At 67.1% G+C, this 14,652-nt stretch carries 16 protein-coding genes; 8 read left to right on the top strand and 8 right to left on the bottom strand.

Going from position 1 to position 14,652, the window contains the following annotated elements; genetic code table 11:
* Window positions 1-130 precede the first annotated feature (130 nt).
* On the bottom strand, window positions 131-1,858 hold the full coding sequence (locus tag NJT13_RS16355) for a radical SAM protein (RefSeq protein WP_254522697.1): 1,728 nt from the start codon (window positions 1,856-1,858) through the stop codon (window positions 131-133).
* A 262-nt stretch (window positions 1,859-2,120) separates the two neighbouring features.
* Here NJT13_RS16355 and NJT13_RS16350 point away from each other — a divergent pair, with 262 nt between their 5' ends.
* Both NJT13_RS16350 and NJT13_RS16345 read left to right on the top strand, forming a co-directional pair.
* Window positions 2,121-2,279 (top strand): DUF7559 family protein, encoded by a 159-nt coding sequence (locus NJT13_RS16350; protein ID WP_254522696.1) that lies wholly within the window; start codon window positions 2,121-2,123, stop codon window positions 2,277-2,279.
* 206 nt (window positions 2,280-2,485) lie between these two features.
* Window positions 2,486-2,971 carry an Hsp20/alpha crystallin family protein gene (locus tag NJT13_RS16345; RefSeq protein WP_254522695.1) on the top strand — a complete coding sequence of 162 codons (486 nt, stop codon included), beginning with the start codon at window positions 2,486-2,488 and terminating at the stop codon, window positions 2,969-2,971.
* Window position 2,972: 1 nt separating this feature from the next.
* On the opposite strand, the gene NJT13_RS16340 is transcribed toward NJT13_RS16345, so the two are convergent.
* The gene (locus NJT13_RS16340) at window positions 2,973-4,166 is read right to left on the bottom strand and encodes an NAD(P)/FAD-dependent oxidoreductase (protein ID WP_254522694.1); all 1,194 of its coding nucleotides are present in this window, start codon (window positions 4,164-4,166) and stop codon (window positions 2,973-2,975) included.
* 485 nt (window positions 4,167-4,651) lie between these two features.
* Window positions 4,652-4,945 carry a DUF7521 family protein gene (locus NJT13_RS16335; RefSeq protein WP_254522693.1) on the bottom strand — a complete coding sequence of 98 codons (294 nt, stop codon included), beginning with the start codon at window positions 4,943-4,945 and terminating at the stop codon, window positions 4,652-4,654.
* Window positions 4,946-5,085: 140 nt separating this feature from the next.
* Between NJT13_RS16335 and NJT13_RS16330 the strand changes: the two genes are divergently transcribed.
* Window positions 5,086-5,325: a CDGSH iron-sulfur domain-containing protein gene (locus tag NJT13_RS16330; protein ID WP_254522692.1), complete on the top strand. Its 240-nt coding sequence runs from the start codon at window positions 5,086-5,088 to the stop codon at window positions 5,323-5,325.
* Window positions 5,326-5,400: 75 nt separating this feature from the next.
* On the opposite strand, the gene NJT13_RS16325 is transcribed toward NJT13_RS16330, so the two are convergent.
* The 3 genes from NJT13_RS16325 to NJT13_RS16315 form a co-directional block, all read right to left on the bottom strand.
* Complete coding sequence (locus tag NJT13_RS16325) at window positions 5,401-7,836, bottom strand: heavy metal translocating P-type ATPase (protein WP_254522691.1); 2,436 nt, start codon at window positions 7,834-7,836, stop codon at window positions 5,401-5,403.
* Between the two features lie 166 nt (window positions 7,837-8,002).
* A complete protein-coding gene (locus NJT13_RS16320; protein WP_254525474.1) occupies window positions 8,003-8,797 on the bottom strand; it encodes a sulfite exporter TauE/SafE family protein in 795 nt (264 codons plus the stop codon).
* A gap of 44 nt (window positions 8,798-8,841) precedes the next feature.
* Entirely contained in the window at window positions 8,842-9,060 is a 219-nt protein-coding gene (locus NJT13_RS16315; RefSeq protein ID WP_254522690.1) for a DUF8131 family protein, read from the bottom strand.
* A gap of 100 nt (window positions 9,061-9,160) precedes the next feature.
* Between NJT13_RS16315 and NJT13_RS16310 the strand changes: the two genes are divergently transcribed.
* Genes NJT13_RS16310 through NJT13_RS16295 form a run of 4 tightly spaced genes read left to right on the top strand, consistent with a single transcriptional unit; the run spans window position 9,161 to window position 12,106 of the window.
* Window positions 9,161-9,364, top strand: coding sequence for a signal peptidase complex subunit 2 (locus tag NJT13_RS16310; protein WP_254522689.1), 204 nt, complete (start codon window positions 9,161-9,163; stop codon window positions 9,362-9,364).
* Window positions 9,361-10,152, top strand: a complete 792-nt coding sequence (locus NJT13_RS16305) for a cytochrome c oxidase subunit II (protein WP_254522688.1) — start codon at window positions 9,361-9,363, stop codon at window positions 10,150-10,152. The genes NJT13_RS16310 and NJT13_RS16305 overlap by 4 nt, the downstream gene beginning before the upstream one ends.
* Entirely contained in the window at window positions 10,139-11,896 is a 1,758-nt protein-coding gene (locus tag NJT13_RS16300; RefSeq protein ID WP_254522687.1) for a b(o/a)3-type cytochrome-c oxidase subunit 1, read from the top strand. The genes NJT13_RS16305 and NJT13_RS16300 overlap by 14 nt, the downstream gene beginning before the upstream one ends.
* Window positions 11,897-12,106: a CbaC protein gene (locus NJT13_RS16295; RefSeq protein WP_254522686.1), complete on the top strand. Its 210-nt coding sequence runs from the start codon at window positions 11,897-11,899 to the stop codon at window positions 12,104-12,106.
* A 118-nt stretch (window positions 12,107-12,224) separates the two neighbouring features.
* Here NJT13_RS16295 and NJT13_RS16290 read toward each other — a convergent pair whose 3' ends face one another.
* Both NJT13_RS16290 and NJT13_RS16285 read right to left on the bottom strand, forming a co-directional pair.
* Window positions 12,225-13,277 (bottom strand): mannose-1-phosphate guanylyltransferase, encoded by a 1,053-nt coding sequence (locus NJT13_RS16290; RefSeq protein WP_254522685.1) that lies wholly within the window; start codon window positions 13,275-13,277, stop codon window positions 12,225-12,227.
* A 1-nt stretch (window position 13,278) separates the two neighbouring features.
* Window positions 13,279-13,590, bottom strand: a complete 312-nt coding sequence (locus NJT13_RS16285) for a DUF7091 family protein (protein ID WP_254522684.1) — start codon at window positions 13,588-13,590, stop codon at window positions 13,279-13,281.
* Window positions 13,591-13,748: 158 nt separating this feature from the next.
* Here NJT13_RS16285 and NJT13_RS16280 point away from each other — a divergent pair, with 158 nt between their 5' ends.
* Window positions 13,749-14,645 (top strand): dihydrodipicolinate synthase family protein, encoded by an 897-nt coding sequence (locus tag NJT13_RS16280; RefSeq protein WP_254522683.1) that lies wholly within the window; start codon window positions 13,749-13,751, stop codon window positions 14,643-14,645.
* The last annotated feature ends 7 nt before the right edge of the window (window positions 14,646-14,652 follow it).

Raw genomic sequence — 14,652 nt, 5'->3', positions numbered from 1 at the left:
GAACTACCGACACCGAACGGTCGAAAGACGGGCGAATCGAGTCCACCGCGAGTGACGGTCGGGACCGGGACCCGCGTGACGGCGTCGGCCGCGCCGGACGCGGGTGCGACGACCGTCGGGCCGGATGAGATCACTCCGCCCGCTCGAGCGGGCGCGTCGTCACGAACCGGGAGAGATCGAACTCGGTCCCGAACGCCGCGTCCTCGACGGATTCGTGGGGTCGATCGACGATGAGGTCTCCCGCGGTGCTGTCGCCGATGCCGGGGATGGCGGTGAGTTCGTCCATCGACGCCGTATTGAGATCGAGCGGGTAGGGAACCCCGGTCACCGAACGGTAGCCGTGATCGACGACCGCCACGTCGATCGTTCGCTCGAGGTCGCGTTCGCCCGGTATCCCGACCAGCAGCGGGTAGGTTCCCAGCTGGCGGCCGAAGGTCGTCCCGTCCTGGTGGTACTCGAGGTGGACGTCCGGTAACACGGTGCCGACGGGCGCGACGCGCTCGAGCATCGGGTTATCGATCTCCTCGCGGACCTGTCGTTTGTATCGTTTGAAGAGCTTCTTGTGTTCGTTCGCGATCGCGGCGCCGGTGTCGGACATGTCGGTGCCGTCGAAGGCCATCACCTGCCGAATGTTGACCCGTCGAAGCATGTACCCCGCGTCGTAGACCCGTCGAAGGAACTCCCGGTTTCGCTCGTAGGTTTCCTCGCGCTCGCCTTTGAGCCCGTGGAGGAGGTTGATGCCGGGCAGTAACTTCGGCAGTCGCCGAGGACCGTCCCGACCGCTCCCCCGGGCGTCCGTCGGCTCCTCGCCGGGTCGCCATCCACCTTCCTCGTTGACGATCTTCACCGCTTCGAAACACTCCTCCGCGGTGACGTTCAAGTTGTTCTCCTCCTGGACGACCGGATCCGCCGACTCGAGTCCGAACGCAGCCGTGTCACCGGGCGTGTTGTGTTCGGCGATGATCCGGATCCCTTCACGACTCGCGTCGGGCCACCGGACGATCGTGATCGGGTTCATGTTGTCCAGGTGGAGCGTCTCGAGGTCGGGAGCGACCGCACGAATCCCGCCGTAGAGCTGTCGAAGCGCGTCTGGGTTGGGCGCTTCACCGTCGCCGCCGTAAGCGAGGATGTCGGCCTGCCTGCCGATTCGAAAGTGCCTGACGCCGTGGTCGGAGAGCGCGTCAACTTCGCCGACGACCGACGGCGGCGGCCGGAACTCGGGGTTACCGTAGAGCGGTTCCGTACAGAACGAACAGCGATACGCACAGCCCCGGGAGGTCTCGAGTTCGGCGATGAGGTGGTCCGGGTGGTTGGGGTGTTCTTCGACCACGAACGCGCCGTCCCGAGCCCACCGCGATACTTCGTCGACGTCTCGCATCCGATTGTTGAAGCCCTCGAGACCGCTTTCGACCAGATCGTAGACGGCGGCCTCGACGTCTCCTTTCGCGACGAAGTCGAAGTCCAGGTCCTGCCGTTCGGTCTCGGTCGCGCCGGCGTTTTCGTCGCCGACGCCGAACTTGACGGGGCCGCCCATCAGGCTCGTCCCGGTGGCGGTCCAGGCGAGCTTTCGGACTTCGTCGGGTTCGGCCGGCGTACCGCCGACGTACTTGCCGGGGACGGTCATTCCGCCGAGGTAGATCAGCAGATCCGCCTCGTCGACGTCCCGCCACCGATCCGGATCGTCTCGGAGGCCGTCGATCGTGTGGTACGTGATCGCTTCGCGCGGAACGCCCGCGTCGACGAGCGCACCCGCCGTGTACCGCGGGTACGTCGAAATGTACGGCGGCACCCCGAAGTGTGCTGGCTCGTCGACGTAGCCGTCGACGATCGTCACCAACAGCGTTTCGGGGTCTGTCATGCCCTCGAGTAACGACTCGAGGGATAAAACGGTGACTACACGAGCGAGAACCGGGCGAGACAGACTGCAAGACCGCACGGCGTCGCGAAACGCGACGGTGACACCGCGACAGGCACACGACACAGCGATGCCGCCCGTTCCATCACGCGGCGCTGCGCCGACGCAGCGACAGCAATACGCGACACGACGTGCGGCCCGACACAACCCGGGTCGTCCCGCCGCAACCCCTGCGTTGATAGTCCTCCTGGCACTACTCCCGACTATGCCCCCGACGGAAGAGCTCGTCTGTACCGCCGAAGAGTGTTTCCTCGATCTGTTCGAAAACCACTATACGTACGACGTACCGGACGATTTAGACGTCACGGACCTGTCGTGTCCCGTCTGTGGCGGCACCGACTGCCTCGAGCAGGTCGACCTCTAACTGGTGGGTCCCGGTCCCACGACGGCGACGCGACCGACCGGACAGGTGCCGCGCTCGTCGAACGGGTCCGTCGTCTCTGGCAAAAGGGATATGACGGCGGCAGTCGTAGCTCCGTGCACAATCGTCACTCCCATGTCCCGTCAAGCCCTGATCCCGCTCCCTCCGACTGCAGTCAGTGACGGACGTATCGCTCGGGGTGAGAACCCGTGACTCTCAGAGACATCGGGGAGTCGCTCGGCAGCGCACTGTACCGGCAGGTCGGCCGCGCGAAAGGCCGCGTCCAGAGCCACCGGTCGCTGCCCGCCGACATCCTCGAGAACGACAGTTCCTATCGAGTCGTCTTCGACGCGCCCGGGGCCGAGCCGGACGACGTCCAGGTCCGCTACCTCGATGGCAACATCAAGATCCGGATCGACCGGTTCCGGCAGTTCCACGAGGGGTACGAGATGCGATTTCCCGGCCGCGGAATGGCCCTGAACGGCGACGCCGAGTTGCCGACCGATGCTGTGGTCGATCCGGACGCCGGAACGGCGAGACTCTCCGAAACGGGCACGCTGAGCGTCGAAATCCCGAAAGATTCGGCGATCGACGCCGACGAAACCGCGAGCGTGCCCGCTCACGAGGATGCCGAAGTGGCGGGGGCCGATCCGGACTCGGGCGCCGAAACGGAACGGGTCACGATAGAGGACTGACTCAGTTCGGATCGAGCGCGAGTCCCTCCGCGACGTCGAACTCTTCGTCCCCGTCGAATCGCGTCGGATCGAACGCGTCGATCCCCGACCCGCCGAGAAGCTCGTCTGCGAGTCGCCGTCCGATCGCCGGTGCACGCATGAAGCCGTGTCCCTGAAAGCCGGTCGCGACGTACAGTCCGTCTCGGACCGCACCGACCAGCGGGTCTCGATCGGGCGTCGCAGTACAGAGGCCGGCCCACGCCCGCTCGGGACGAGCGTCGCCCGCGCTGGCGATCGACGGAACGCGGTGTGCGATCCGTTCCAGGAGGTCGTCTGCGAACGCAGGATCGGCGTCGCGGTCGTATCCGGCGGGATCGGCTTCGCGAGTTTCCGTGCCGTCGCCCGCGAGGATGCCGTCCGCGTGCGGTCGCACGTAGAAACCGCCGGTCGCATCGTAACACATCGGCTCGGGGAAATCGGCGTCCGCGACGAGCGCCTGGACGCGATAGGGTTTCATCGCGAGGGCGACGCCCGCGTCCGCGAGCAGGGCCGCCGTGTGGGCGCCGGCAGCCACCAGCACCGCGTCGAACTCGCGGGTGCGACCGTCGGAGTAGACAACGCGCGGGGGATCAGTTCGAATCGAGACGGGGGTATCGGTCTCGAGGGTCGCCCCGGCCCCCGTCGCTGCGGCCGCGAGACAGGTCGTGTACGCCGACGGATCGACGTAACCCGCCGCGCCGGCGATCCCCGCGAGTTCGACATCGTCGGTCCGCAACGCGGGAAACCGGTCGGCGAGCGCCCCGTCGTCCATCTCGAAAGCGACGGTGCCGTTTTCCTGCATGCGTCGGACCTGCTCTCGAATGGCGTCGGCCCGCTCTGGGTCCCCATCGCGGGCCAACCAGACGTAGGGGCACTCGACGAACGGAAACGTGTCGTCGCCCGAGAGCGCGCGGAACCGTTCGATGGATTCGCCCCCGATTTCGGCGTCGAGATCGTCCGCGAAGGCGTCATAACAGATCCCCGCCGCCCGCCCGGACGAGCCGCTCGCGACGTCACCGCGGTCGTAGAGCACCACGTCCGTCCCCTCCCGGACGAGGTCGTAGGCCGCGGTCGCGCCGAGGGCACCGGCGCCGACGACGGCGACCTCGAGGCCCGCACCCTGCTCAGAGAGGGCCTCCGTGTCGAGGGCCAGTTCCGCTTCGCCGGCGCCGGTCACGGGAGCTCACCCGCCGGGACGGGTCGGTCGGACCGTCTCGAAACGCGACCAGTCAACGATTTCGCGCGGTCCGAGTCGGCAGTCATAGACGCTACTGGGAGTGGGAACCACTTACCTCTGGGTGGTCGTACCACGGGCGCCACGCGTTGAAACGCGAGCCGCGAGGCGGGTCTCGTGGAGACGGAGGCTCGAATCGTGCCGTCGGACCCGCTGCTCGACGGGCGCTCGTCTCGGCCGCAATCGTTTCGAAAGGAGGGGGCACGACGACAGAGCGGGTGAAACGTGGGGGTTCGATTTCAGTTGGCCCTGCCGTACGGAGTCGTACCGGGACACCGCTAATACGGCTGTCTCCAACAATATTTGGTATCGGTCCGCGATCGGCCCGCGATCCGGACAGCGGCCGTTCCGTCCGAGCGGACCGAACCTCGACTCTCGCGACTGCTATCGCGACGGGGCGAAACGGGAGCGAGGAGTGCAGGCCACACTCAGGTGACGTACAGCGAGTACGCGATCACGACGAAGCCGGCGAGAACCAGCAGACTCTCGAGCAGGATGCCGGTCATGAGCGGAACCGAAAGCAGTTCGTACAGCATGCCAGCCAGGACGAGTCCGAGCGTGACGAGGCCGAACCCGAGCGCGAGGTAACCAAGCGCCTGCTGGCGAGTTCGCCGATAGGCCTTGTACGCGAAAAACGTTATCACGCCGCCGACGATGAGGACGAGCGTCTTGACGACCGCGAGCGCGATCGCGGTCGGCATTGCCGCGGCGTAGAACGACATGTGTGTTCTCACTCCGATATTCAAGACCTGTACCAAGAACTTTGCCGTTCCCGTAAGCCCTGGTGCATGGCACCGATCCACGCAGACGGCGGTCGACCGCGTGCGAAGCGTTTTGATCGCGGCGGCCCGAGACGGAGTCGATGACCCGACTGGTCGAACTCGAGGCGACGGGACCGCGGAAACTCGAGCCGTCCGATATCGACGACGAGAAAGGAGACGTCGCGGTCTGCCAGTGCGGACTCTCGGACTCGTTTCCCTTTTGCGACGGGAGTCACCGGCGGACGGACGACGAGGACGACGAAACGACCTACGTCTACGAGGACGGGCAGCGGAGAGAAGTCGAACGGGTCGTGACGGCCGACGACGGCGCCGACGGATAACTACGGGCACCGACGGATAACTACGGGCACCGACGGGTAGCCACGAGTACCGGCCGACCGCACGTCGGCGAATCGCTACATCGAGCGGGCCGAGTTGGCGACGACGAGCGCGCTGCTCGCGGCCATCGCGACGGCGGCGAACAGCGGGTTCAGCAGGCCGGCGATCGCCAGCGGGATCGCGACCGCGTTGTACCCGAACGCCCAGCCCAGGTTCTGGCGAATTCGCCGATGGGTGCTCGAGGCGACGTCGAAGATTTCGGCGACGGCCTCGAGGTCGTCGCCGACGATCACCGCGTCCGCCGCGTCGGTCGCGAGTTTCGTTCCGCCGCCCATCGCGATTCCGACGTCGGCGGCGGCCAGCGCGGGGGCATCGTTGCTCCCGTCGCCGACCATCGCGACCGTCCCGCGGGCGCGAAGCCGATCGACGGTTTCGGCTTTCGCCTCCGGCGGAACGCCGGCGAAGACCTCGTCGACGGCGTCGATCGCGCGGAACTGTTCCGCCGCCGGCCCTTCGTCGCCGGTGAGGACGACGAGTTCGCGACCCGCCGAGAGCGTCGACAGCGCACGGTCCAGTTCCTCGCGGGGGGCGTCACCGACGACGACGGTGCCGCGGGCCCGTCCCCCCCAGCCGACGACGACCGGGACGTCGCCCGCCGCTCGAGCGCCGTCGATCGACGACACGAGGGCGTGGGGAACGGCCTGTCCGCTCTCGCTGAGAAACTCGGGATGACCGACGACAACGCGCTCGCCGTCGACGACGCCGCTGACACCACGGTCCGCCCGCTCGAACCCCTCGACCGCGCTCGCGGCGTCCGTCGTGACGGAATCGGGGGCTGCGTCGGTGATGGCGGCCGCGATCGGATGGTCGGACAGGGCCTCGAGCGCGCCGGCCCGCCGAAGCAGTTCGTCGCTCGCAGCGGTGTCGACCGCGTCGGAACGAGGATCGTCGGCGACGTGTATCTCCTCGACGGTCATCCGTCCGGTCGTGAGGGTCCCCGTCTTGTCGAGGACGACGACGTCGACGTCCGGGGCGTCCTCGAAGATCGTCTCCGCGGCGACGACGACGCCACGCTCCGCGGCGTTTTGAACGCCCGCGGCGATCGCAAGCGGCGTCGCGAGCCCGAGCGCGCACGGACAGGAGACGATCACGACCGTCAATCCGATCAGGAGGGCCGTCGACGCGCTCGAGCCGGTCGCCAGCAGGGTGGCCGCCGTCCCGGCTGCGAGGACGACCACGAGCGGAACGAACACGGTCGCGAGTTTGTCGGCGAGTCGCTGGACGCCGGGCCGGGCGCTCTGGATCGACCAGAGCAGCGAGACGAGCCGATCGTGGGTGCTCTCGGCGTCCTCGCCGACCGCGAGCACGATCGGCGCGTCGGTGACGACCGTGCCGCCGCGGACGGGATCGCCCGGTCCTTTCCCGACGGGGAGCGATTCGCCGGTGACGAGCGACTCGTCGACCGCGGCGCTCCCCGTTTCGATCTCGCCGTCGAGCGGGACTCGCTCACCGGGACGGACGAGCAGGCGGTCCCCCGGCTCGACGGCCTCGAGCGGGACCGTCTCGCCGGACTCGAGGCGCGCTTCGTCGACCTGCTGTTCGGTCAGGTCGGAGAGCAGCCCGGTCGCGCGGCGCTTGACGGATTTCTCGTAGAGGGTACCCGCAGTGACGACGAGGACGATCGCGACGGTGACGTCGAAGTAGATGTGGGCCTCCCCGAGCAGGATCGCGACCGCGCTGTACCCGTACGAACCCAGCGCAGCCGTCGCGACGAGGAGGTCCATATTGGGCCGTCTCGCCCTGAGGCTGACGTACGCACCCCGGAGGATCGGGTAGCCGGTGTAAAAGAGGATAAACGACGTAAACACCCAGATGTTCGCCGACAGGAAGACGGTCTCGTAGCGCCCGAAGTCCGCGACCGGCTCGAGGCCGAAGTAGGTCGGGTACAGAAACAGGACGTACCACACCATGACCATCATGCCGAAGAAGCCGCCGAGCAACAGCGGGGCGAGTCCGTCGTCGGACCCCACGTCGCCATCGTCGTCGGATCGATCGGCGGCGGTGTAGCCGTATCCGGAGACGATATCGGGGAGGTCGTCGGACGCGACCCGGTCGGGATCGTAGACGAGTCGAATCGTATCGGTCGCGTAGCTCGCCGTCGCGCCGAGGACGCCCGCCTCCCGCTCGGCGCTCGTCTCGAGGAAGGCCTCGCACGTCGAGCAGTGCATCCCGTCGACCGATAGATACGCGTCCTCGCCGTCGAGTTCGTCGAGGTCCGGGCCGTCCTCGTCGTCCGGCCGGTCGAGCCGGGACCGAACTGCGGACTCGTCGGGCCCGTCGTCCGTTCGCTCGAGCGCCCGATGGACCTCGAGACAGCCGCGACAGCAAAACGATCCGTCGACGTCGGGGTCGGCTATCGGTTCCGCGGGGGTCGGGAGATCACAGAGGTCGCAGGACTCGGCGTCGGCATCGTCCGGCGAACTGCCCTGGGTCTCGGTCTCGGTTTCGGTCACGGTCTGGGTAGCAGTATCGGTTTCTGTCGTCTGTCAGCGGGGAGCATCGGCATCGGCCGCCGCTCCGTCCTCGTTCGCCGCTGATGCACCCCTCGGAACGTTCGAAGCGTCGGCTGCCGGGTCGATTCGTGCGGTCGCGCGGGCGGTCGTGATTTCCGTCCCATCCTTAGAACACGAACAGGGGCTGGAACGGGAGCGGCAGATGCGGCAGGTGGATCCCGTACAGCATCAGGCCGTGTGACAGGGGGATGTAGCCGAGGACGATGAACGCCGCACCCAGTCCGCGATGCAGTCGGACGCGCGTCCCGGGGGTGATCGAGTTCAGGACGGTGCCGTACGCGAACAGCGTCGGGATCGTTCCGAGCCCGAGAACGGCCAGCGAGAGCGCCCCGCGGGTCGGTGACCCGAGCGCAAACGCGTAGAGATAGGCCGGGTAGATGATCGGACACGGCATGAACCCGTGGACCGCGCCGAGGGCGACGATCCCCGGCGACGTCGCGAGCCGATCGACCCGACTCGAGAGCAACTCCGACAGGCGACGAAACAGCGTGCCGACGAAGGGCAGGTCGTGGCCGGGGACGGCGGTTCGGCCGCGAACGTAGTAGAGCCCGCTCGCGACGATGGCGATGCCGACGAGGATCCCGGTCGCCCCTCTGACGGTGTCGCCGACCGCGGCGACGGCCTCGCTCGAGGCGATCGTGAACGCACCGAGCAGACCGAACAGGCCGCCGATGACGGCGTAGCTGGCGGTCCGGCCGAGGTTGAACAGCGCGTGCTGGCGCACCTCGTAGCCGGTGAGCGTATCGTCGCGGCGCTTCCCGCTCGCCGCGCCGATCCGATCGGCGTACGTCGTGACCAGCGGCCCGCACATCCCCAGGCAATGGGCCCCGGCGAGGAGGCCGACGACGAAGAGCACGAGCAGATTCACACGCCCGAGTTCGGGGGGTCCCGCGGCGGCCATCGACGGAACGACGAGTGAAACGGAGGGCATGGAGACGGCGAGGCTCAGCTGACGGTTCCGTTTCCGTCGCCGTGGTGGTCGCTCCCGTGCGTTCCCTCGACCGGCGACATCGCGATGTACAGCGCGCCGACGATGAGGACGACGTTCACCGCACTGACGATTCCGGCGAGTCCCGAGTTGGTGAACCCGTAGACGAGAATCGGAACGAACGCGAGGAGCCCGACGGCCGCTGCGAGCCGCGGGGTGAGTGTCTCGAAGGCCATGCCCGATTCTATGGACGACCAGGGCTTAATACCCCGAGCACTTCCCATCGGGCGGGAATCACAACTGGTCGTAAGTCGTCCCTATTCCCAACTCAATCGTATGAGTTCACAGACGGAACGACGGGATCCCGATCACGTCCGCGAGATCGGCCACGAGGAGTACGATCCGGTGGGGACTGCGATCTTAATCGGGATTTACTTCCTGATTCTGGTCCTGCTGTGGGTGTTTATGTACTTCGTCGAGTTCCTCGGCAACGGTCCGACCGTCGTCGGGGCCGCCCTGACGGTGGTGGGACTGGCATGAATATCCACACGTACGAGAAGGCGTGGCTGGTCGCCTCGATGGTGCTGATCGTCGGCTTCATCGCGACGATCACCTACGGCGCCGTCGGGCCCGGGATCGCCATGATCGACGACGACGGCGGGTCGATCGACCCCGACCAGATCAACGACGACGAGCGGTTCTCCGATCCCGGCGTCACACACCTGGGCGGGAACAGATACGAGGTGGCCGTCGTCGCTCAGGCGTGGTCGTACAATCCGAGCGAAATCGAGATCCCGGCGAACAGCGAGGTGACGTTTTACGTCACGAGCCGGGACGTGACACACAGCTTCACCGTCGTCGGAACGAACGTGAACACCATGGTCGTCCCCGGCCAGGTGTCCCAGATGACCGTGGAGTTCGACGAAACGGGCGAATACGGCATTCTCTGTAACGAATACTGCGGCGAGTTTCACCACACCATGGAAGGGAAACTGAACGTCGTCCCCGAAGACGAGTTCGACCTGACCGAACTGTCCGTCGAGGCGCCCGACGAGGTCGAGGCGGGCAACGAAACGACGATCACCGCGACCGTCAGCGACGGCATGCAGACCGACCTCGAGACGACCGTCTCGCTCGAGATCGGCGAGCAAACGTACGAGCGCGACGTGACGGTCGCCGGCGCTGGAAGCGAATCCGTCGAGTTCGCGGTCGACACCGCGGAGTTGGAAACGGGCGACAACGACTGGACGGTGACGGTCGACGACCACGAGGAGACCGGGACGCTCACGGTCGGCAACGAGACCAGCGGGGGTGATGGCGATGCGTAACGCCTACGTCGACCAGTTCCCGACCGAAGCCAGAATTATCAAGGCCGCGTTCTGGAGTTCCTTCATCGCGCTGGCGATCGGCGGGACGCTCGGCCTCGTACAGGCGCTCCACCGGACGGACGTCTTCCGATTCATCCAGTCGCCCGATTACTACACCGTGTTGACGGCCCACGGCGTCCTGCTCGCGATTACGTTCACGATCTTCTTCCTGGTTGGGACGTTTACCTGGGCCGTCACGACGAGCCTCGAGCGCGGCGTCGTGGACAGTCGGTTCACCTGGGGCTGGTACGCGATGATGGTCGTCGGCTCCGTGATGGTCGCCGTCACGATCTTCAGCGGCTTCCTCGAGGAAGCCCCCGAGGTGCTCGGGGCGCCGCTGAACGCGGACGTCCTCTTTACGTTCTACGCACCGCTGCAGGCCCACCCGCTCTTCTACGTGGGTCTCGTGCTGTTCGTCGTCGGGTCCTGGCTGGCCGGCGTCGATTGGTTCCGGACGTGGTTCGCCTGGCGCGACGACAATCCCGACGAGCGGATTCCGCTTCCGGCGTTCATGGTGTTGACGACGACGTTGTTCTGGTACATCTGTACCCTCGGCGTCGCGCTGTCGATCCTCGTGTTCTTGCTACCGTGGTCGCTCGGGATCACCGACTCGGTGAATCCGTTGCTGACCCGGACGCTGTTCTGGTACTTCGGTCACGCCGTCGTCTACTTCTGGCTGATGCCGGCGTACCTGATGTGGTACGTCATGCTGCCGAAGTTCTCCGGCGGAAAGCTGTTCAGCGATCCGCTCGCACGCGTCGTCTTCGTGCTGTTCCTGTTACTCTCGACGCCGCTCGGGATCCACCACCAGTACCTGGATCCCGGAATCGCGGAGGGATACAAGTTCATCGCGATGACGAACACGATGTTCCTCCTGCTTCCGAGCCTGCTCACGGCCTTTACCGTCGTCGCGAGCATCGAACACGGCGCGCGTCAGCGCGGCGGCGAGGGCTACCTCGGCTGGCTCAAAGCGCTTCCGTGGCGTGATCCGGTCTTCACCGGCATGGCGCTCGCGGGCCTCATGTTCGCCGCGGCCGGCTTCTCCGGCATGATCAACGCGGGGATGAACATCAACTACCTCGTCCACAACAGCTGGTGGGTCGTCGGACACTTCCACCTCACCGTCGGCACGGCCGTCGCGCTGACCTTCATGGCGGCGTCGTACTGGTTCATCCCGCAACTGACCGGGAAGAAGCTCTGGAACCGTTCGGTCGCGCTGGCGCAGGTCCTGCTCTGGTTCGTCGGGATGACGTTCATGTCGAACGCGATGCACCGGTCCGGGTTGTTCGGGATGCCCCGCCGGACCGCCGAACCGCAGTATCAGGGCTTCGAGTTCGAGCCCGCCGTCGGCACCGTCGGCGAGATCAATATGCAGGTCGCTCTGGGCGGCGTGATACTGACCGTGTCGCTCGCCCTGTTCCTCGCGAACATGATCATGACCTCGTTCAACGGCACCAGCGACGCGATCCCCGACAACACCTACGCCGGCACGCTCTCCGGACCGGAGGACTCGCCGGCCATTCTGGACAACCTCAAACTCTGGACCGCCATCGCGGCCACGCTCGTGATCATCGCCTACACCCTCCCGCTCGCGAGCATCGTCGACGCCGGCGGCCTGTTCGGTCCGGGCATCGACGGCTTCCAGCTCACGATCGGGACCGATCCCGGGCTCGCGCTCGAGTCACTCACGGAGGTGATGCGGTAGATGCGCATCTCCGAGGGCGCACTCCTCGTGGTTCTGGTCATGCTCGTCCCGTTCGTCGTCGAACTCCGGACGGCACTCTCGTGGTTCGGCGTCGAGCTAACCGTCCTCGAGACTGGCGTCATCGGGATAGCGGTCGCCCTCGCGATCGTCGTCTGGGCGGTGTGGTCGCCGAACGGTGACACGAACGGTGAGTCGTCACGGGCCGGCTAACCGGACCGATTCCCCCGTCCGGAACCCCATCCGACCGCTCGACTCTCCTTCTTAGGCCCTCGAAACGAGTTTGCCAGACGTCTGAGCTTTCAAAACGAGTTGTCCAGGCGTCTCAGCCTCAAAACGCATCGCGTTCGCGAAGCGCCTCGACGACCGCGCGGAGTCGCTGTGACGCGCCGCGCGGGGCGACGACGATTCGATCGTCGAACGCCGCGACGAGCAGGTCGTCGACCGCGAGAAGGGAGACGTGCGCGTCGGGCGCGGCGACCACGTTGTTCGACGCGTCGATCGACAGCACGTCTCCGTCGACGATCCGGTTTTCGCCGTCGCGTTCGGCGCTCCGGCCGACTACCCGTCCGACGGCGTCCCACGTCCCGAGGTCGTCCCAGCCGACCGACAGCGGCGTCACGTACGCCTCGGCGGCTCGCTCCATGATCGCGTAATCCACGCTCACGGGGTCGATCGCATCGAATCCGCGGCCGGGATCGCCCGCCTCGAGCGCCTCCACCAGCGGTGCCAGCGGCGAGGTCCGCGCCGCCCGGAGGAGGGCACTCGGCGTCCAGGCGAAGATGCCCGCGTTCCAGTACGCGCCGGACTCGATGAGCCGCGTCGCCTCCTCGCGGTCGGGTTTCTCCGTGAATCGATCGATACCGGCGTAGTCCGTCTCCGGGTCGTCGCCCGTCTCGAGGGACGGCCCGTCGCGATCGGGGACGACGTACCCGTATCCCGTCGCCGGCCGCGCGGGCTCGACGCCCAGGGTCACGAGTCCGTCGGTTTCGCCGGCGATCTCGGCGGCGCGCTCGAGTCGCGCCGCGAACGCGGCGTCGTCGGCGACGTGGTGGTCGCTCGGGAGACAGACCAGTACCGGTTCCCGTCCCGACAGGTCGCGAAGCCGCCAGGCGGCGTAGACCAGCGCGGGGCCGGTGTCCTTGCCCGCCGGTTCGACCAGCACGCCCGCCTCGGGTGCGTGATCGTGAATCTCGTCGGCGAAGGAGCCGCGGGTCAGAACGTACCGTTCGTCGGCGAAGGTGGTCCGATCCATCGTTCGGGCGAGCAGCGATCGCTCGCCGACGAGCGAGAGAAATTGCTTGGGTCGATCGCTCCGACTGGCGGGATAGAGGCGACTGCCGGTTCCACCAGCGAGGACGCAGGCGACGATCGGCCGATCCATGTCACCAGGTCTCGATCCGCCCTTCGCGGACGTCCTCGGCACAGCCCTCGCAGTCGGGGTGGCCCGCCTCGTAACAGGCCGGTCGGTACTCTTCGTCGAGCTTCGCGGCCCGCTGCTGGGCGTGGCGCCGACAGACGATCTTCGCCCGCCCTGCCTCGTCCGACGGAAGGCTGCGGGCGTTCTTCGCCACTTCGTAGGAGCCGCGAGCCTCCTCGAATTGCTCGTCGGTCGATCTGCGAAACGCTTCGAACTGCTCGCCCGCCCCCTGCAGCGTCGAGCGCAGGAATCGCTCGAGTTGTCGCCGATCCGCCATTGCTCCGTGGTTCGAGCGCCGGGCACATAGGTTCGTCGCCGACGGGCCGTCGTTCCGATTCGTCGCCGACAGCACGTCGGCCGAACCACGTTGCCCCGGGCGGCGCTGTGATCCGGGCCGATGCCAACGACTTTGGCGGATCGGCCGTACCCAGCCACATGGACGTCCGCGACGCGCTTCGGGGAATCACCTGTCCGATGGTGACCCCGTTCGACGATGGATCGATCGACGACTCGGCGCTCGTCGACCTGCTCGAGCACCTCCACGACGGCGGGATCGACGCCGTCTTTCCCTGCGGGACGACCGGCGAATTCCCGAGTTTGACGGCCGACGAGCAACGGCGCGTCCTCGAGACGACCGTCGACAACGCCGCCGTTCCCGTCGTCGCCGGCGCCGCCGCGACGAGTATCGGCGAAACCGTCGCGGCCGTAGACCGCGCCGCCGCGGCGGGCGCTGACGCCGCCGTGATCGTCACGCCCTACTTCACCACCGCGAACGCGCCGGCTGGCAACCGACGGTTCCTCGAGGCCGTCCTCGACGAGGCGTCGCTCCCCGTCCTGCTGTACAACATTCCGCAGTGTACGGGCCAGCGTATCGAGCCCGAGACCGTCGCCGCCGTCGCGGACCACGAACGAGCGATCGGGATCAAGGACTCGAGCGGCGATCTGGCGTCCTTCCAGACCGTCCTCCGGGAAACCCCCGACGAGTTCCTGTGTCTGCAGGGGTACGACGCCTTGCTGGTCCCCGCGCTCCGGATGGGTGCCGACGGCGGGGTCAACGCGCTGTCGAACGTCGTCCCCAGCGTGCTGAACGAGGCGTTCGAGCACGCGGCGGACGAGCGCGGCCGGGACCTCCAGAGAGACGCGATCGCGCCGCTGTTCGACGCCTGTACGACCCACGACTTCGCCCCGGCGACGAAAACGGCGCTGGCCCACCGCGACGTCGTTCCGTCCGACGAGGTTCGCCCACCGCTGGTTTCGGTCGACGACGCGGGGACGGAGACGATCGGCGACGCCGTGGACGCGGCGCTCGCAGTCGGCGGGCGCGACGGATAGTGTCGAT

It is taken from the genome of Natrinema caseinilyticum, assembly GCF_024227435.1.
Classification (GTDB): domain Archaea; phylum Halobacteriota; class Halobacteria; order Halobacteriales; family Natrialbaceae; genus Natrinema; species Natrinema caseinilyticum.
Note: the sequence above shows the minus strand (reverse complement) of the source record. Positions and strands in the feature narration are given on the sequence as shown.

Bases quoted from the DNA above. Each gene is read 5' to 3' on its own strand.
- NJT13_RS16355 (WP_254522697.1), bottom strand. From the start codon at position 1,858: ATGACAGACCCCGAAACGCTGTTGGTGACGATCGTCGACGGCTACGTC.
- NJT13_RS16350 (WP_254522696.1), top strand. From the start codon at position 2,121: ATGCCCCCGACGGAAGAGCTCGTCTGTACCGCCGAAGAGTGTTTCCTC.
- NJT13_RS16335 (WP_254522693.1), bottom strand. From the start codon at position 4,945: ATGTCGTTCTACGCCGCGGCAATGCCGACCGCGATCGCGCTCGCGGTC.
- NJT13_RS16330 (WP_254522692.1), top strand. From the start codon at position 5,086: ATGACCCGACTGGTCGAACTCGAGGCGACGGGACCGCGGAAACTCGAG.
- NJT13_RS16320 (WP_254525474.1), bottom strand. From the start codon at position 8,797: ATGGCCGCCGCGGGACCCCCCGAACTCGGGCGTGTGAATCTGCTCGTG.
- NJT13_RS16315 (WP_254522690.1), bottom strand. From the start codon at position 9,060: ATGGCCTTCGAGACACTCACCCCGCGGCTCGCAGCGGCCGTCGGGCTC.
- NJT13_RS16310 (WP_254522689.1), top strand. From the start codon at position 9,161: ATGAGTTCACAGACGGAACGACGGGATCCCGATCACGTCCGCGAGATC.
- NJT13_RS16305 (WP_254522688.1), top strand. From the start codon at position 9,361: ATGAATATCCACACGTACGAGAAGGCGTGGCTGGTCGCCTCGATGGTG.
- NJT13_RS16300 (WP_254522687.1), top strand. From the start codon at position 10,139: ATGGCGATGCGTAACGCCTACGTCGACCAGTTCCCGACCGAAGCCAGA.
- NJT13_RS16295 (WP_254522686.1), top strand. From the start codon at position 11,897: ATGCGCATCTCCGAGGGCGCACTCCTCGTGGTTCTGGTCATGCTCGTC.
- NJT13_RS16290 (WP_254522685.1), bottom strand. From the start codon at position 13,277: ATGGATCGGCCGATCGTCGCCTGCGTCCTCGCTGGTGGAACCGGCAGT.
- NJT13_RS16285 (WP_254522684.1), bottom strand. From the start codon at position 13,590: ATGGCGGATCGGCGACAACTCGAGCGATTCCTGCGCTCGACGCTGCAG.
- NJT13_RS16280 (WP_254522683.1), top strand. From the start codon at position 13,749: ATGGACGTCCGCGACGCGCTTCGGGGAATCACCTGTCCGATGGTGACC.